The sequence below is a fragment of the Arenimonas sp. genome (genome assembly GCF_036275555.1).
Taxonomy (GTDB): domain Bacteria; phylum Pseudomonadota; class Gammaproteobacteria; order Xanthomonadales; family Xanthomonadaceae; genus Arenimonas.
On sequence record NZ_DASUDO010000048.1, the window covers coordinates 20002 to 36839 of the forward strand.

The 16838-nt window shown below is 70.5% G+C and carries 9 protein-coding genes; 5 read left to right on the forward strand and 4 right to left on the reverse strand.

Going from position 1 to position 16838, the window contains the following annotated elements; translation table 11 throughout:
* The first annotated feature begins 121 nt into the window (after window positions 1–121).
* Both VFV21_RS12905 and VFV21_RS12910 read left to right on the forward strand, forming a co-directional pair.
* Window positions 122–1303 carry an EAL domain-containing response regulator gene (locus tag VFV21_RS12905; RefSeq protein ID WP_329669827.1) on the forward strand — a complete coding sequence of 394 codons (1182 nt, stop codon included), beginning with the start codon at window positions 122–124 and terminating at the stop codon, window positions 1301–1303.
* A 7-nt stretch (window positions 1304–1310) separates the two neighbouring features.
* Window positions 1311–4172, forward strand: a complete 2862-nt coding sequence (locus VFV21_RS12910) for an ATP-binding protein (RefSeq protein WP_329669828.1) — start codon at window positions 1311–1313, stop codon at window positions 4170–4172.
* Here VFV21_RS12910 and ggt read toward each other — a convergent pair.
* A complete protein-coding gene (gene ggt, locus VFV21_RS12915) occupies window positions 4166–5917 on the reverse strand; it encodes a gamma-glutamyltransferase (protein WP_329669829.1) in 1752 nt (583 codons plus the stop codon). The genes VFV21_RS12910 and ggt overlap by 7 nt on opposite strands.
* A gap of 69 nt (window positions 5918–5986) precedes the next feature.
* On the opposite strand from ggt, the gene VFV21_RS12920 reads away from it, so the two are divergent.
* From VFV21_RS12920 to VFV21_RS12930, 3 genes are all read left to right on the forward strand, one after another.
* The gene (locus VFV21_RS12920; RefSeq protein WP_329669830.1) at window positions 5987–7810 is read left to right on the forward strand and encodes a DUF885 domain-containing protein; all 1824 of its coding nucleotides are present in this window, start codon (window positions 5987–5989) and stop codon (window positions 7808–7810) included.
* A gap of 3 nt (window positions 7811–7813) precedes the next feature.
* Window positions 7814–8728, forward strand: a complete 915-nt coding sequence (locus VFV21_RS12925; RefSeq protein WP_329669831.1) for an AEC family transporter — start codon at window positions 7814–7816, stop codon at window positions 8726–8728.
* 83 nt (window positions 8729–8811) lie between these two features.
* Window positions 8812–9291, forward strand: a complete 480-nt coding sequence (locus VFV21_RS12930; RefSeq protein WP_329669832.1) for an isoprenylcysteine carboxylmethyltransferase family protein — start codon at window positions 8812–8814, stop codon at window positions 9289–9291.
* Between the two features lie 82 nt (window positions 9292–9373).
* On the opposite strand, the gene VFV21_RS12935 is transcribed toward VFV21_RS12930, so the two are convergent.
* From VFV21_RS12935 to gltB, 3 genes are read right to left on the reverse strand one after another with little or no spacing between them, the layout of a single operon-like run.
* Window positions 9374–10864, reverse strand: coding sequence for an AAA family ATPase (locus VFV21_RS12935; RefSeq protein WP_329669833.1), 1491 nt, complete (start codon window positions 10862–10864; stop codon window positions 9374–9376).
* 53 nt (window positions 10865–10917) lie between these two features.
* Window positions 10918–12321, reverse strand: a complete 1404-nt coding sequence (locus VFV21_RS12940) for an FAD-dependent oxidoreductase (protein ID WP_329669834.1) — start codon at window positions 12319–12321, stop codon at window positions 10918–10920.
* Window positions 12318–16784, reverse strand: a complete 4467-nt coding sequence (gltB, locus tag VFV21_RS12945) for a glutamate synthase large subunit (RefSeq protein ID WP_329669835.1) — start codon at window positions 16782–16784, stop codon at window positions 12318–12320. The genes VFV21_RS12940 and gltB overlap by 4 nt, the downstream gene beginning before the upstream one ends.
* Window positions 16785–16838 lie beyond the last annotated feature (54 nt).

The following is a 16838-nucleotide window of genomic DNA, read 5'->3' on the forward strand; positions in this document are numbered from 1 at the left end:
GCGCCCGAAGGGGCCGCCGGGGCGAGAAAACACGTACTACCGGGTTGCATTGGCGACAGGTAGAGTCGGGGAATCGCGGCGTCGTTCAGGCTTTCGGGGGAAAGGCATGGGTTTGGCGGGTTTGACCATCCTGCTGGTGGAGGACCACGGCTTCCAACGCCGCCTGGGCCTGCGCCTGCTCGCCGACCTGGGGCTGACCCGCCTGCACGAGGCCGCCGACGGCTTCCAGGCCCTGGACCTGCTGCGCGCCCTGCCCGACCCGCCCGACGTGGTGCTGGTGGACCTGGACATGCCCGGCATGGACGGCGTCGAGTTCATCGGCATCGTCGCCCAGGAGCGCCTGGCCCATTCGATCGCCGTGGTCAGCGCGATGGAGCCGGCCCTGCTGCACACCGTGCAGGTGATGGCCAAGGCCTCGGGCCTGCGCGTGCTGGGCTGCATCGAGAAGCCGCTGACGCCGGGCAAGCTCACCACCGTGCTCTCGCTTTACGAGGCCGAGGTGATCGGCGGCCAGGTCGCGCTCGACATCGAAGTGACGCTGGACCAGGCCCGCGAGGCCCTGGCGCGCGGCGAGATCGTGCCCTGGTTCCAGCCGCAGGCCGAGTTCGGCAACGGCAAGATCATCGGCGTGGAAGCGCTGGCGCGCTGGCGCCTGGCCGATGGCCGCATGGTGCCGCCGGCGGTGTTCGTGCCGGTGATGGAGGCGGGTGGCCTGATCGACGAGCTGACCAGCCTGATGCTGGTGCAGTCCTGCGCCTGGTGGAAGCGCTGGCAGGCGCGCGGGCTGGACCTCAAGATTTCGGTCAACGTCTCGGCCCAGAACCTCACCGGCCCGGAAGTGGCCGACCGCTATGAAGCGGTGCTGCGCGAGCACGGCCTCAGCCCCGACCAGGTGGTGCTGGAGATCACCGAAAGCTCGGTGATGAGCGACACCGCCCGCGGCCTCGGCATGCTGGCGCGCCTGCGGCTGAAGGGGTTCGGCCTGAGCGTGGATGATTTCGGCACCGGCTATTCCTCGCTGTCGCAGCTCTCGCAGATCCCGTTCACCGAACTCAAGATCGACCGTGGTTTCGTCAGCGGCGCGCCGACCCAGCCGCGCAAGCGCGCCATGATCGAAACCAGCCTCGACCTGGCCCGCAAGCTCGACCTGAGCGTGGTGGCCGAAGGCGTCGAGACCATCGAGGAATGGCAGCTGCTGGCCCAGCTGGGCTGTGATTTCGCCCAGGGCTACCTGATCTCGGCGCCGGTGCCGGGCGAACAGCTCCCGGACGCCATCCAGCGCTGGCGCCAGACCCATCACTGACCCGGCGATGCCGCGCCCGGGCCAGAAGTTCGGCATCCGCATCCAGCTGCTGGGCCTGTTCGGCCTGCTCCTGCTCACCGGCGCCGGCGTGCTGGCCCTGGACGAATACGAGCGCCAGCAAAGCCAGCGCGCGCTGGAATCGCTCAAGGACGAATCGCTGGCCGGCCTGCGCCGCATCAAGGCGGTGTCCGACGCCTACGGCCTGGACATCGTCGACACCACCTTCCGCGTCCGCAACGACCTGATCACCTGGGAAGAGGGCGTGCAGGTCATCGACCACGCCCGCCTGCGCATCCGCGAGCACTGGGCCGCGCTCGAGCGGATGCCGCTCACGCCCGACCAGAAGAAACTGTACGAGCAGATCACCCGCGCCCGCACCCGCGCCGACACCGCGGCGCAGACCCTGCGCGGCATCCTGGTGCAGAAGGACATCGTGGCGCTGGCGCGCTTCGCGGACACCGAGCTCTACCCCGCCATCGACCCGGTGACCACGCGCATGAAGCACCTGGGCGACCTCGAGATGATCGAGGCCGAGCAGAAGGTGCGCGCGCAGGAGGCCCGCGCCGTGCGCGCCGCCTGGATCCGCACGCTGCTCAGCCTGTTCACGCTGGCGGTGGTGGCGGTGGTGGGCAGCAAGCTGGTGCGCAACGTCTACAAGGGCGTGGAAAGCCTGACCGCGCTGGCGCAGCAGATGCGGCGGCACGATTACCAGGCCATGCCGCGCTTCCACCCGGAGGGTGAGCTGGGCGAGGTGCTGGACGTGTTCCTGGTGATGCGCGACGACGTGCGCAAGTTCGAGAACGAACTCAACCAGCAGCTGCTGCGAAACGAGCAGGTGCGCGAGGCGCTGCAGGAGCGCGAGGTGTTCCAGCGCTCGCTGTTCGCGGCGGCGCGGGTGGCGATCATCTCGCTCGACCTCGACGCCCGCTTCTCCACCTTCAACCCCTACGCCGAGCGGTTGACCGGCTACCGCGCCGAGGAAATCCTCGGCCAGCTGAGCACCAACCGCCTGCTGCTGCCGGCCGAAGTCGCGAAGGTGGCGGCCGAACTCACGCAGGCGCTGGACCGGCCGGTGCAGGCCGACGCCAGCCTGATCCCGCTGCTGATCGAGTCGGGCTCGCCGCCGCGGGAATGGACCTTCGTGCGCAAGGACGGCAGCCACGTGCCGGTGCTGCTGGCCACCTCGGCCATGCGCGACGGCAGCGGCAAGACCGTCGGCTACATCGCCGTCGGCACCGACCTCACCCAGATCAAGCAGCTCGAGCAGCAGCTGCGCGCCAGCGAGGCGCGTTCGCGCGAGGCCAGCGAGGCCAAGTCCAGCTTCGTGGCGGCGATGAGCCACGAGATCCGCACGCCGATGATCGGCGTCACCGGCATGCTGGAGGTGCTCTCGCACAGCCCGCTCGACGACGACCAGCGCCGCACCATCCAGGTCATCCAGCAGTCGGCGCGCTCGCTGCTGCAGATCATCGGCGACATCCTGGATTTCTCGAAGGTCGAGGCCGGGCGGCTCGAGCTGTCGCCGACCACGGTGTCGCTGCCGGCGCTGCTGCGCTCCACGGTGGCGAACTACAGCGGCTCCGCCTCCAGCAAGGGCCTGGTGCTGAACTGCGAAGTGGACGACCGCATCGGGCCGGCGCACGTGGCCGATGGCCTGCGCCTGCGCCAGGTGCTGGGCAACTTCCTGTCGAACGCGATCAAGTTCACCGAAACGGGCATGGTCGAGGCGGCGCTGGAGTGGAAGGGCCGCGCCGGCGACGGCGACCGGGTCTGCTTCCGCGTCACCGACACCGGCATCGGCGTCACGCCCGAGCAGCAGGCCCGGCTGTTCCAGCCCTTCTCGCAGGCCGAAGGCAGCACCACGCGGCGCTTCGGCGGCACCGGCCTGGGCCTGGTCATTTCGCGCCGGTTGGCCGAGCTGATGGAGGGCGACGTCCGCATGGAAAGCACGCCCGGCGCCGGCACCACGCTGCGGCTGGAGATCACGCTGCCGCGCGGACGGGTCGAGGACCTCGAGCCCGAGGCCGTGCCCGACACCGGCAAGGGCTTCCTGGCGCGGCCACTGCCCTCGGTGGCGCAGGCCCTGGCCGAACGCAGCCTGGTGCTGATCGTGGACGACCATCCCACCAACCGCCTGGTGGTGGCGCGCCAGCTGGCGTTGGCCGGCTACGCCAGCGAATCGGCCGAGGACGGCGTCAAGGGCCTGGCCGCCTGGCGCACCGGCCGCTACGCGCTGGTGCTGTCCGACGTGCACATGCCGGAAATGGACGGCTACGAGATGGCGCGCGCCCTGCGCGAGGAAGAAGCCCGCAACGGCAAGCCGCGCACGCCGGTGATCGCGCTCACCGCCGCGGCGCTGAAGGGCGAGGCCGAGCGCTGCCTGGCCGCGGGCATGGATGAATTCCTGGCCAAGCCCGTCAGCATCCCTGAGCTGGTGGGCTGCCTGCGCCGCTGGCTGCCGCACACCGTGCCGCGGGCGGGCGAAGTGATGCCGTCCTCGCTGCCGCAGGCGCACGACGACCCGACGCCGCTCGACGCCACGGTGCTGGACCTGATCACCGGCGGCAACCCGAACGAGGCGCGCGCGGTGATGGACGATTTCCTCGGCGCGACCGCCGGCGACCTGCAGGGGATGTCAGCGGCGCGCGCGGCCGGCGATCTCGAGCGCGTGGCGCGGCAGGCGCACAAGATCAAGGGCGCCGCGCGGCTGGTCGGCGCGCACCCGCTGGCCGAGGCGGCCGCCGCGGCCGAAGCCGCGGCCAAGTCCGCCGACTGGGCGCAGGTGCTGCCGCACTGCGCCGACGTCGAGACCGCCGTCGAGCGCCTCAAGCGCCACGTGGCGGAACGCTGGGGCCGGGCGCCTCAGTAGCCGGCGGCCTGGCCGTCCTTGCGGCTTTCGCTGGCGCCCACGTACACGCCGTTGGCGTGGTCGCGCATGATCGCCTGGTAGCCACCGTAGGGGCCGTCCGCGAATTCGATGGTGTGGCCCTTGCGCATCAGCGCGCGGATCACCTCGTAGTCGAAGCCCGTTTCGAGGTTGAGCACGCCGCCGTCGGTCATCTCCACCGCCTGGCCGGCCGGGTCGGTGCTGCCGTCGTGCTGGATGCGCGGCGCGTCGCCGGCTTCCTGCAGGTTCATCCCGAAATCAACCAGGTTCATGATGATCTGCGCGTGGCCCTGCGGCTGCATCGCGCCGCCCATCAGGCCGAAGCTGATCCAGGGCTTGCCGTCCTTGGTGGCGAAGGCCGGGATGATGGTGTGGAAGGGCCGCTTGCCCGGCTCGAACGAATTGGGATGGCCGGCCTTGAGCACGAACTGCTCGCCGCGGTCCTGGAAGATGAAGCCCAGCCCCGGCGCCGCCATGCCGCTGCCCATGCCGCGGTAGTTGGACTGGATCAGCGAAACCATCATGCCGTCCTTGTCGGCGGTGGTGAGGTAGATGGTGTCGCCCTGCTGCAGCGCGCCGGCGTCCACGGCGCGCGCGGCGCGGTCGGGGTTGATCAGCTTGCGGCGCTCGGCGGCGTAGTCCTCGGAGATCAGGCGCGCGGTCAGCGCGGCGGCGGCCTGCGCCTGGGTCTGGCCGCGGGCCGGCGCCGGGAAGAAGGCGGGGTCGGCGTACCAGCGCGCGCGGTCGGCGAAGGCCAGCTTCTTGGCCTCGGTGAACAGGTGGATGTGCTCGGCGCTGCCGAACGGGATCTTCGAGAAGTCGTAGCCCTCGAGGAGGTTGAGGATCTGCAGCGCGGCGATGCCCTGCCCGTTCGGCGGGATTTCCCACACGTCCACGCCGCGGTAGTTGGTGCTCACCGGCTCGACCCACTCGCCGGTGTGCGCGGCCATGTCCTCGTAGCTGAGGAAGCCGCCGTTGGCCTTGAAGTAGTCGCCGATGGTGCGGGCGATCTGGCCCTTGTAGAACGCGTCGCGGCCCTCGCGGCCGATCGTCTCGAGCGTGTTGGCCAGGTTCGGGTTGCGCCACATCTCGTTCTTGCGCGGGGCGCGCCCGTCGATGGTGAACTGCTCGGTGAAGCCCGGCCACTTCGACAGCACCGGCACGCTGCGGTTCCAGTAGTAGGCAATGGTTTCGTGGACCGGGTGGCCCTTGCGCGCGTAATCCACCGTCGGCTTGAGCACCTCGGCCATCGGCAGCTTGCCGAAGCGGCCGTGCAGCGCGAACCAGCCGTCCACCGCGCCCGGCACGGTGACCGGCAGCGGGCCGTGCGGCGGGATGTCGGTGTAGCCGTTGTCCTGGAACCACTTCAGGCTCAGCGACTTCGGCGAGCGGCCGGAGCCGTTGTAGCCGTGCAGCTTCGCGGTCTTCGGGTCCCAGACGATGGCGAAGAAATCGCCGCCGATGCCGTTGCCGGTCGGCTCCATCAAGCCCAGCGCGGCGTTGGCGGCGATGGCCGCATCCACCGCGCTGCCGCCGCGGCGCATCACGTCGAGCGCGATCTGCGTGGCCAGCGGGTGCGAGGTGGCAGCCATGGCTTCGGGCGCGATCACCTCCGAGCGGGTGGCGAAAGCGTGGCCGGTGATCCGGTCGGCGCCGTGGCTGGCGGGGGAGGCCAGGACCGCGCCGAGGGCGGCGGTGAGCAGCAGGCTGGCAGGCAGTACTTTCATCAGTAGGCTCCGGGCGGCGACTGGGGGAAGATAGCGCAAGCCACCCCCGGCGAAAGCGAAGGATCCGTGATGCGCGCCACCTTCCTGATGTTTACCTGCCTGCTGGCCCTGGGCGGCTGCAGCCGCGACGCGGCCGAACCCACCGCCCCGGTCGCGGCCGAAGCCACGCAGGCCGACCCGGCCGCCGTCGCCGCCGAGCTCGACGCCCTGCTGGCCGAGTGGCACGAGTCCGAGCTCAAGGCGAACCCGATCTTCGCCACCGCGCTCGGCGACCTGCGCTACAACGACCAGCTGCCGGACATGTTCTCGGCCAGCTACCGCGCCGAACAGGAAGCCCGCGAGCGCGATTTCCTCGCCCGCGTGCAGGCCCTGGACCGCGATGCGCTCAGCGGCCAGCACCGCCTGAGCTACGACATCTTCATCGCCGACCGCGAGTCCTCGCTGGCGGGCAACCGCTTCCCCGGCTGGATGCTGCCGGTGAACCAGTTCGGCAACTACGGCAGCTTCATGGCCCAGCTCGGTTCGGGCCAGGGCCTGCAGCCGTTCAAGGAGGTCAAGCACTACGACGATTTCCTGGCGCGCATCGCCCGCTTCCCGGTGCTCAACGACAGCGCCATCGCCAACATGCGCGAAGGCATCGCCGCGGGCGTGGTGCAGCCGGTGCCGGTGGTCGAGAAGGCCATCCCGCAGTTCGCCGCGCATGCGGTGGACGAGGTCGAGCAGAGCGTGTTCTGGGGCCCGATCAAGAACATGCCGGCTGAATTCCCCGAAGCCGAGCGCGAGCGGCTGACCGCCGCCTACCGCGACGCCATCGCCAGCACGCTGGTGCCGGCCTACGCCAAGATGCGGGACTTCCTCCGCGACGAGTACCTGCCCAAGGCCCGCACCGGCGTCGGCCAGATGCACCTGCCCGACGGCAAGGCCTGGTATGCGCACAACGTGCGGGTGAACACCACCACCGACCTGACGCCGGAGGAAATCCACCAGTTCGGCCTCGAGGAAGTGGCGCGCATCCTGGCCGAGATGAACGCCGTGCGCGAGCAGGTGGGCTTCGAGGGCGACCTGCCGGCCTTCTTCGAGCACCTGGGCACCGACGACCAGTTCTACTTCAAGACCGAGGAAGAGGCGCTGCAGGCCTACCGCGACGTCCAGAAGAAGATCAACCCGCGCCTGGAGCAGCTGTTCGACATCTTCCCGAAGGCGGATTACGAAGTGCGCCCGGTGGAAGCATTCCGCGCCGCCTCCGAGGCCGGCGCGTCCTACCAGTCGCCGTCGCCGGACGGCTCGCGTCCGGGCGTGTTCTATCTCAACACCCACAACCTGCGCGCGCAGCCGAACTTCCTGGTCGAGACGCTGTCGATCCACGAGGCTTCGCCGGGCCACCACTTCCAGATCTCGATCCAGCAGGAAGTGGAGTCGCTGCCGGCGTTCCGGCGCTTCGGCGGCTACACCGCTTACTCCGAAGGTTGGGCGCTTTACGCGGAGTCGCTGGGCAAGGAAATGGGCCTGTTCACCGATCCCTACCAGTGGTACGGCCGCCTGAGCGACGAGCAGCTGCGCGCGATGCGCCTGGTGGTGGACACCGGCCTGCACTACTACGGCTGGGACCGGCAGCAGGCGATCGACTACATGCTGGCCAATTCCTCGATGGCCGAGTCGGATGTCATCGCCGAGGTCGAGCGCTACATCGTGATCCCGGGCCAGGCCCTGGCCTACAAGGTCGGCCAGCGCGTGATCCGCGAGCTGCGCGAAGAGGCCGAGGCCGAGCTGGGCGAGAAATTCGACGTGCGCGCCTTCCACCGCCAGGTGCTGGTGGACGGTGCCCTGCCGATGGGCGTTCTGCAGACCAAGATCCGCGAGTGGATCGCGGCCGAGAAGGCGAAGCAGGGCTGATCGGTGGCGTTCGACGCCTTCGCGCTGATCCTGTCGATGCTGGCGCTGGGACTGCTGTTCCAGCGCCTGCGGCTGTTCCCGGACAGCGCCGCCGAAGTCCTGAACAAGGTGGTGCTGTACGTCTGCCTGCCGGCGTCGGTGCTGATCTACGCGCCGCGGCTGGAGCTGGGCCCGCAGGTGCTGGCGGTGGCCGCGGTGCCATGGCTGCTGCTGGTGGCCACGGTCGTGCTGGTCACCGGCGTAACCCGCGCGCTCAAACTGCGCCCCGACGAACATGCCGTGCTGCTGCTCTGCGTCGCGCTCGGCAATACCAGCTTCCTCGGCTATCCGCTGGTGCGGGCGCTGCTGGGCGAGGACGCGCTGCCTTACGCGGTGATCTACGACCAGTTCGGCGCCTTCCTGATCCTGTCCACGTTCGGGCTGTACGTCCTGGCGCGCTACGGCGGCGACGCCAAGCCCACCGCTGCGATGATCGGCCGCCGCATCGCCACCTTCCCGCCTTTCCTCGCGCTGGTGCTTGGCCTGACCGTGATGCCGGAAGCGCCGCCCGCCTGGATCGCCGGTGGCCTGCAGCGCCTGGCCGATGCTTTGCTGCCGCTGGTGGTGCTGGCGATCGGCCTGAGCCTGAAGCTGGCGCTGCCGCGCGATGAGCTCAAGCCGCTCGCCGCAGGCCTGATGCTCAAGCTCGCGGTGATGCCGCTGCTGGCGCTTGGCATCGCCCGTGTGTTCGGCATGACCGGCGTGATGCACGACGCCGCGGTGCTGGAATCGGCGATGCCGCCGATGATCACCGCCGCGGCGTTGGCGATCTCGCACCGATTGGCCCCCGGCCTCGCGGCCGCCATGGTCGGCTATGGCATCCTGCTCTCACTCGCCACGCTCCCCGCCTGGGCCTGGCTCCTCCAACGCCACCTGTAGGAGGGACTTCAGTCCCGATGCTTCCTGGCGAAGAGTATCGGGACTGAAGTCCCTCCCACAGACAGCGCTTCAAGGAGCCTGAGATGAGCCGGCCAGATTCCAACCCTGGCGTCCGCTTCCCGCCGCCGCTGATCTTCGCGCTGGGCCTGGGCGCGGGACTCACGCTGGAGTATTTCCTGGCGTCGCTGCCGCTGCTCGATCCGACGCGGGCGTGGTGGCTCGACCTGCATGCCGCGGCTTTCGGCGCGGTGGCGATCTGGCTGCTGGGCAGCGCGCTGGGCGGATTCAAGCGCAAGGGCACCGACCCGCGGCCCTGGCGCAAGGACAGCGCTTTGGTGGTCGAGGGCATCTACCGCCATACGCGCAACCCGATGTACCTGGGCATGGCGCTGGCCTATGCCGCGGTCACGCTGGCGTGCAACAGCCTGTGGCCGCTGCTGACGCTGGTGCCAGTGCTGCTGCTGGTCCGCTACTACGTGATCGCACGCGAGGAGCGCTACCTCGCCGCGCTCTTCGGCGAGGCTTACCGCGACTATTGCCGCCAAGTCCGCCGCTGGTTCTGACCCTCATTGCAGGAGGGACTTCAGTCCCGATGCTTTCTGCCGAAAGGCATCGGGACTGAAGTCCCTCCTACAGGGCGGGGTGTCAGTCGGCCGGGACGGTGCGGCTGCGGGCCCAGTCGCGCAGGGCGTTGACCTGCTCGGCCATCAACACGCTCAGCGGGCGGGTGTTGCGCACTTCCTCGAGCACGCGGGCTTCGTCCACCGGCGCCTGCGCGGCGTGGGCGGCGTAGAGTGCGCTGACCACGGCCTGTTCGATCTCGGCGCCGGAAAAACCATTCGCCGCCTCGGCCAGCGAGTCCAGCGAGAAGCCTTCCCAGTCCACTTCGCGCTTGGCCAGGTGGATGCGGAAGATCTCGGCGCGGGCGCCGTGGTCGGGCAGGTCGACGAAGAAGATCTCGTCGAAGCGGCCCTTGCGCAGCAGTTCGGGCGGCAGGTCCTGCACGGCGTTGGCGGTGGCGACCAGGAACACCTTCGACTTGCGCTCGGCCATCCAGGTCAGGAAGTAGCCCAGCACGCGCCGCGACACGCCGCCGTCGTCGCTGCCGCCGGCGCTGGCCAGGCCCTTCTCCAGCTCGTCGATCCACAGCACGCAGGGCGCGATCTGCTCGGCCGAGGCCAGCGCGTCGCGCAGGTTCTTCTCGGTTTCGCCGTGGTACTTGTTGTACAGCGTGCCGAAATCCAGCCGCACCAGCGGCACGTTGAAGCCGCCCGCCACCGCCTTGGCCGCCAGCGACTTGCCGCAGCCCTGCACGCCCAGCAGCAGGATGCCCTTCGGCGGGTCCAGGCCGACCGGCAGCGCGACGTCGCCGGTGAACGCGGCGCGGCGCTGGCCCACCCAGGACTTCAGCCGCGCCAGGCCGGCCACGTCGCTGAAGCGCGCGGTGTCGTACTCAAAGTGCAGGTTGCCGGATTTGTTGAGCAGCTCGAACTTGAGCTTGGCCAGCTCCGGCAGGTCGTCGGCGCAGATCACGCCGTCGCGGAAGATCAGGTGCCGCGCCAGCCGGCGCGCATCCACCAGCGACAGCCCGCGCAGGTTGCGCACGATCATCGCCAGCGCGTCCTTGTCTACTTCGACGCGCTTGCCGCCGTGCTCGCGCATGTACAGCGCGGCCTCGTCCTGCACCAGCTTCAGCAGCGCCTTCTCGTCGGGCAGCCGCAGCGAGAAGCGCACGGCCAGGTGCTCGAGGTCCGGCGGCAGCTCGATCTTCGCGCCCACCAGCACGATGGTGTGGTCCTTGCAGTCGCGGCGGTCGATCATCTCGCGCAGCATGCGCTGCGTGGTGGCGTAGCCGAGGTAAGGGTGGAAGTCGAGCAGCAGGTGGATGCCGCGTTGGTCCATCTCGCGGATGGTGCGCAGGGTCGTGGTGGCGTCCGGCGGCGCGATCGGCGCGTCCTCGCCGTCCAGGTCGATGCGGCGCAGGCCTTCGGTGATCGACCAGCGGAACAGCGGCCGCCAGACGTTCATCAGCAGGTGCCGGAACAGGTCCACCACGCGGCCCTCGTCGGGGGTCTCGACCACGATCAGCGCCGTGTTGGCGCGCACGAGGGAAGTGAGGTCCTGCAGCTCGCTCATCGGGGGTCCTTCATTCGAAGGGCGTGATGATACCGGAGCAGACCGGCGCGGGCTCAGCCCAGCAGCCGGCGCGCGATCGCCACGCCGGCCTCCCGGCCATCGTGCACGGCAGTGACCACGAGGTCGGCGCCGCGGACGTTGTCGCCGCCGGCGAACAGCTTCGGATGCGAGGTCGCGCCGCCCGGGCCGGTGCGGATGCGGCCGTCGGGCGTGAGGTCGACGCCGAAGCCGGCCCACCAGGCCGCCGGACTGGCGCGGAAGCCGAACGCGAGGATCACGACGTCGGCCGGAAGCACCGCTTCGCTGCCCGGCACCGGCTCGGCCGCCTGGCCGCGGCCACCGCTGGCGCGGGTCTCGACCACGCGCACACCCATCACCTGCTGGCCGCCGTCGATGCGCAGGCCCGACTCGATCGCCAGCGGCTGGCGGTTGAACAGGAAGCGCACGCCTTCCTCGCGCGCGTTCTTCACTTCGCGGCGGGAGCCGGGCATGTCGGCTTCGCCGCGGCGGTAAGCACAGCTGACCTCGGCCGCGCCGAGCCGGATCGCCGAGCGCACGCAGTCCATCGCAGTGTCGCCGCCGCCGAGCACCAGCACGCGCTTGCCGCCCAGCTCCACCGCCGGGTCTTCCGGCGACGGCATCCCGAGCTGCTTGCGGGCGTTGCCCACCAGGAAGGGCAGGGCCGGCAGCACGCCGGGCAGGTCCTGGCCGGGCAGGCGGCCGTCCACGGCCGTGTAGGCGCCGGTGCCCAGGAATACCGCGTCGAAATCACGCACCAGCTCGGCCCCCTTGTCGGCATCGACGTGCACGCCCAGGTGGAAACGCACGCCCATCGCCTCGAGCACGTCGCGGCGCGTGGCGACCACGTGCTTCTCAAGCTTGAACGCCGGGATGCCGAAGCTCAGCAGCCCGCCGATCTCGGGATAGCGGTCGAACACGTGCGCCTCGATGCCCGCGCGCGCCAGGCGGTCGGCGCAGGCCAGGCCGGCGGGCCCGGCGCCGATGATGGCCACGCGCCGACCGCTGGGTTTCACTGCGGAAAGATCCGGCCGCCAGCCCAGGCGGAAGGCTTCGTCCACGATGTACTTTTCGATCGACCCGATCGTCACCGCCTCGAAGCCGGTGTTGAGCGTGCAGTCGCCCTCGCACAAACGATCCTGCGGGCAGACGCGGCCGCAGATCTCCGGCAGCGGATTGGTCGAATGCGCGAGCTCGGCGGCCTCGAACAGGCGCCCCTCGCGAACCAGCGCCAGCCAGTCCGGGATCGGGTTGTGCACCGGGCACTTCCACTCGCAGTAGGGATTGCCGCAGTCCAGGCAGCGCGCGCTTTGGTCGGCGGCCTCGGGCGCGGCGAACTGGCCGTAGATTTCCTGCCAGCCCAGCACGCGGGTGTTCGCCGGCAGTTCGCGCGGCATCTTCCGCGGCAGCTCGAGGAACTGGAACGGCTTGGCCTTCATGCCGCGTTCCTCAGCATCCCGGCCAGCTGCTCCAGCGAAGCGGCCTTGGGCTTCACCAGCCAGAAGCGCCCGGCCACGTCGCGGAAGTCTTCCAGCAGGCCTTCGGCCAGCGCGCTGCCGGTGTGTTCGACGTGGGCCCGCAGCAGGCCGCGGAGATGATGGCGGTGGTGCTCCATGCCCTCGGGCGTGATCCGCAGCACGTCGATCAATTCATGGTTGTAGCGGTCGACGAAATCGCGCTCCCTGTCGAGCACGTAGGCCAGGCCGCCGGTGAGCCCGGCGCCGAAATTCAGGCCGGTGCGGCCCAGCACCACCACCACGCCGCCGGTCATGTACTCGCAGCCGTGGTCGCCGATGCCTTCGACCACCGCCAGCGCGCCGGAATTGCGCACCGCGAAGCGCTCGCCCGCGGTGCCGGCCGCATACAGCTCGCCGCCGGTGGCGCCGTACAGGCAGGTGTTGCCCATGATCGGCGCCTGCGCCGCGGCGTACCGCGCCGCCGCGGGAGGCCGCAGCACGATCCGCCCGCCGGCCATGCCCTTGCCGACGTAGTCGTTGGCATCGCCGGTGAGGTGCAGGTGCAGCCCGCCCGCATTCCAGGCGCCGAGGCTCTGGCCCGCGTGGCCGCGCAGGAGCACGGTGAGCGGCGCGTCCGCCATGCCGGCATCGCCGTGCACGCGCGCGATCTCGCCGGAAATGCGCGCGCCGATGCTCCGGTCGGCGTTGCCGACGTCGAAGTGGAATTCGCCGCCGGCGCCGGCGTGGATCGCGGCCCGCATCTCCTCCAGCATGCGGCGGGCCAGCCGGCCCGTGTCGCGCGGCGGGTTGCGGGCTTCGGTGCAGAAGCGCGCCGCGTCGCCCCGCCCGTCCGCGGCGGCCAGGATCGGCGACAGGTCGAGCTTGCGCTGGCGCTCGGTGATGCCCTCGGCCTGCACCAGCAGGTCGGTGCGGCCGATCAGGTCCTCCATCCGCGCCACGCCCAGCTTCGCCAGCCAGCCGCGCACGTCCTCGGCAACGAAGCGGAAGAAGTTCATCGCCATCTCGGGCAGGCCGGTGAAGTGGTGCGCGCGCAGCCGCGGGTCCTGCGTGGCCACGCCGGTGGCGCAGTTGTTGAGGTGGCAGATGCGCAGGTACTTGCAGCCCAGCGCCACCATCGGCGCGGTGCCGAAGCCGAAGCTCTCGGCGCCGAGGATCGCCGCCTTCACCACGTCCAGGCCGGTCTTCAGGCCGCCGTCGGCCTGCAGCCGCACGCGGTGGCGCAGATCGTTCATGCGCAGCGTCTGCTGCACTTCGGCCACGCCCAGTTCCCACGGCGTGCCGGCGTGGTGGATGGACGAGATCGGCGAGGCGCCGGTGCCGCCGTCGTGGCCGGAGATCGTCACCAGGTCGGCATAGGCCTTCACCACGCCGGCGGCAATCGTGCCGACGCCCGCGTGCGAGACCAGCTTCACCGACACCAGCGCCGACGGGTTCACTTCCTTGAGATCGTAGATGAGCTGGGCCAGGTCCTCGATCGAATAGATGTCGTGGTGCGGCGGCGGCGAGATCAGGCCGATGCCGGGGCGCGCGTGGCGCAGGCGCGCGATCATCGCGTTGACCTTGTGGCCGGGCAGCTGGCCGCCTTCGCCGGGCTTGGCGCCCTGCGCGATCTTGATCTGCAGCACTTCGGCGTTGACCAGGTACTCCGGCGTGACGCCGAAGCGGCCCGACGCGACCTGCTTGATCTTGCTGCGCTTTTCGGTGCCGTGGCGGGCCGGGTCTTCGCCGCCTTCGCCGGAATTGCTGCGGCCGCCCAGGCGGTTCATCGCGATCGCCAGCGCCTCGTGGGCCTCGGGCGAAAGCGCGCCCAGCGACATGCCGGCGGAATCGAAGCGGGCCAGGATGGCTTCGGCGGGCTCGACGGCCTCCAGTGGGATCGGCGCGATATCGGCGCGCGGCACCAGCAGGTCGCGTAGCGCCGAGGGCGGGCGGCCGTCGACGTGCGCGGCATACGCGAAGTAATCCGCGGGATCGCCGCTGCGCACCGCGCGCTGCAGCCCGGCGATCACGTCCGGGTTGTACATGTGGTACTCGCCGCCGACCACCAGCTTGTGGCGGCCGCCGGGGGAAATGTCGGTCGTGTCGGTCCACGCTTCCGCCGCCATCGCGCGCGCCTCGGCCTCGAGCTCGGCGAAGCCCGCGCCCTGCAGCCGGCTGACCATGCCCGGGAAGCAGCGCGCCACCACCTCGTCCGCCAGCCCGATGATTTCGAACAGCTGCGCGCCGCGGTAGCTGGCCACGGTGCTGATGCCCATCTTCGAGAGGATCTTCAGCAGGCCTTTCTTGATGCCGCGCCGGTAGCTGCGGCCCAGCTCGGCCGGCTCGTTGCCGAGCTTGCCGTCCACCACGCCGGCGCGGCCCAGCGCCGACAGCGTCTGGTAGGCGAGGTAGGGATAGACCGCGGTCGCGCCGACGCCGATCAGGCAGGCCATCTGGTGCGCGTCGCGGGCGCTGCCGGTCTCGATGACGAGGTTGGCGCGGCAGCGCAGTCCCGCGGCCGACAAATGGTGATGCACCGCGCCGGTCGCCAGCAGCGCCGGCACGGCCGCCGCGCCCTCGCGCGGATAGCGGTCGCTGAGCAGCACCAGCACCGCGCCGGCGCGCACCGCGGCCTCGGCCGCGGCGCAGATCCGGTCGAGCGCGGCCGCCAGCGTTTCATCGGGATCGAAATAGAGGTGGAGCAGGGCGTTCGCCTGTGCGAACTGCTCCAGCGCCAGCAGCTGCCGCAGCTTGCGCTGCGACAGGATCGGCGAGTTCAGCATCACCTGCACGGCGTTGGCCGGGCTGTCCTCGAACACATTGCCTTCGGGCCCCAGCTGCGTCGCCAGCGACATCACCAGCTGCTCGCGCAGCGGGTCGATCGGCGGGTTGGTCACCTGCGCGAAGGCCTGGCGGAAGTAGTCGTACACCGGCCGGATCTGCCGCGACATCACCGCCACCGGCGTGTCGTCGCCCATCGAGCCGGTGGCCTCCTGCTCGGTCTCGGCCAGCACGCGCAGCTCGGCCTCGCGCTCCTCGCGCGTCAGCTGGAACAGCTTCTGGAATCGCCGCAGCGTCGGCGCGTCGAAAGGCTCGGCCGCCAGCGAGGGATCCACCAGGCTGGTGCTGAGGTAGGTGACGCCCTGTTTCAGCCAGGCCTTGTAAGGCGCGCGCGACTTGTTGATGTCGTCGATGGCGTGGGTGTCCAGCAGCTTGCCGCGCTGCAGGTCCACCGCCAGCATTTCGCCGGGACCCAGCTTGCCCTTGGCCACCACGTCGGCGTCGGCGACGTCGTAGACGCCGGTTTCCGAGGCCACCACCAGCGTGCGGTCGGCGGTGAGCAGCCAGCGCGCCGGGCGCAGGCCGTTGCGGTCGAGCGTGCAGGCCGCGTAGCGCGCGTCGCACATCACGATGCCGGCCGGGCCGTCCCAGGGATCAAGCGAGAGGCCGTAGTACTCGTAGAACGCCGCGAGGTCGGGGTCCTTGTACTCCAGCGACGCCGTGGCCGGCGGCACCAGGATGCGGATCGCCTGCAGCAGGTCCATGCCGCCGGCCAGCAGCAGCTCCAGCAGGTTATCGAGGCTCTGCGAATCCGAACCCTGCTCGCTGACCAGCGGCTGCAGCGTCGCGAGGTCCAGGTGCGGCGAAGCCCAGTGCGCCGCGCGGGCGCGGGCCCAGGCGCGGTTGCCCTCGATCGTGTTGATCTCGCCGTTGTGCGCCAGCAGCCGGAACGGCTGCGCGAGCTTCCACGCGGGCGCCGTGTTGGTCGAGAAGCGCTGGTGGAACACCACCACCGACGAAGCCAGCTCCGGCCGCGCCAGGTCGGGATACAGCGACGCCAGCTGGTCCGGCAGCACCATCGCCTTGTAGCCCAGCGTAGCGGCCGACAGCGTGGCCACGTAGAAATCGCCGTGCGCCGCGAGCGCCTGCTCGGCCGCGCGCCGCGCCAGGAACAGCGCCCGCTCGAAGCCCGCGACATCCAGCCCGCCCGGCGTCCGCACGAACACCTGCTCGATCCGCGGCAGCCCGCGCAGCGCGATCCCGCCGCAGCCCTCGCGCACCACCGGCACCTCGCGCCAGCCGCCGACCGCCAGGCCGCGCGCCGCCAGCGCCGCCGTGAGCCCCGCGCGGCAGGCCGCGGCCGCCTCGGCCTCGTGCGGCAGGAACACCATGCCGCAGGCGTCACCATCGGCATAAGGAATGCCGGCCTCGTGCGCGATCGCCGCCAGGAACACCCGCGGCCGCCGCAGCAGCAGCCCGCAGCCGTCGCCGCTGAGCCCGTCGGCCCCGACCGCGCCCCGATGCGTCAGCCGCGCCAGCGCCTGCAGCCCTGCGTCGACCAGGGCCCGCGAAGGCCGGTCGTCCAGCTGGGCGATCAGCCCGAACCCGCAGCTGTCGCGCTCGAAATCCGGGGAATGCAGGCCCGGGACCGGGGGTGCCGGCATGCGCCCTCCGAAGTGAAGTGGGCTTTCCGCACCGTCACACAGCCCAATAGAGTT

What these genes read in the sequence shown, in the direction of transcription:
- ggt (WP_329669829.1), bottom strand. Translation starts at nt 5,917, where the DNA reads ATGAAAGTACTGCCTGCCAGCCTGCTGCTCACCGCCGCCCTCGGCGCG.
- VFV21_RS12920 (WP_329669830.1), top strand. Translation starts at nt 5,987, where the DNA reads ATGCGCGCCACCTTCCTGATGTTTACCTGCCTGCTGGCCCTGGGCGGC.
- VFV21_RS12930 (WP_329669832.1), top strand. Translation starts at nt 8,812, where the DNA reads ATGAGCCGGCCAGATTCCAACCCTGGCGTCCGCTTCCCGCCGCCGCTG.
- VFV21_RS12910 (WP_329669828.1), top strand. Translation starts at nt 1,311, where the DNA reads ATGCCGCGCCCGGGCCAGAAGTTCGGCATCCGCATCCAGCTGCTGGGC.
- gltB (WP_329669835.1), bottom strand. Translation starts at nt 16,784, where the DNA reads ATGCCGGCACCCCCGGTCCCGGGCCTGCATTCCCCGGATTTCGAGCGC.
- VFV21_RS12935 (WP_329669833.1), bottom strand. Translation starts at nt 10,864, where the DNA reads ATGAGCGAGCTGCAGGACCTCACTTCCCTCGTGCGCGCCAACACGGCG.
- VFV21_RS12940 (WP_329669834.1), bottom strand. Translation starts at nt 12,321, where the DNA reads ATGAAGGCCAAGCCGTTCCAGTTCCTCGAGCTGCCGCGGAAGATGCCG.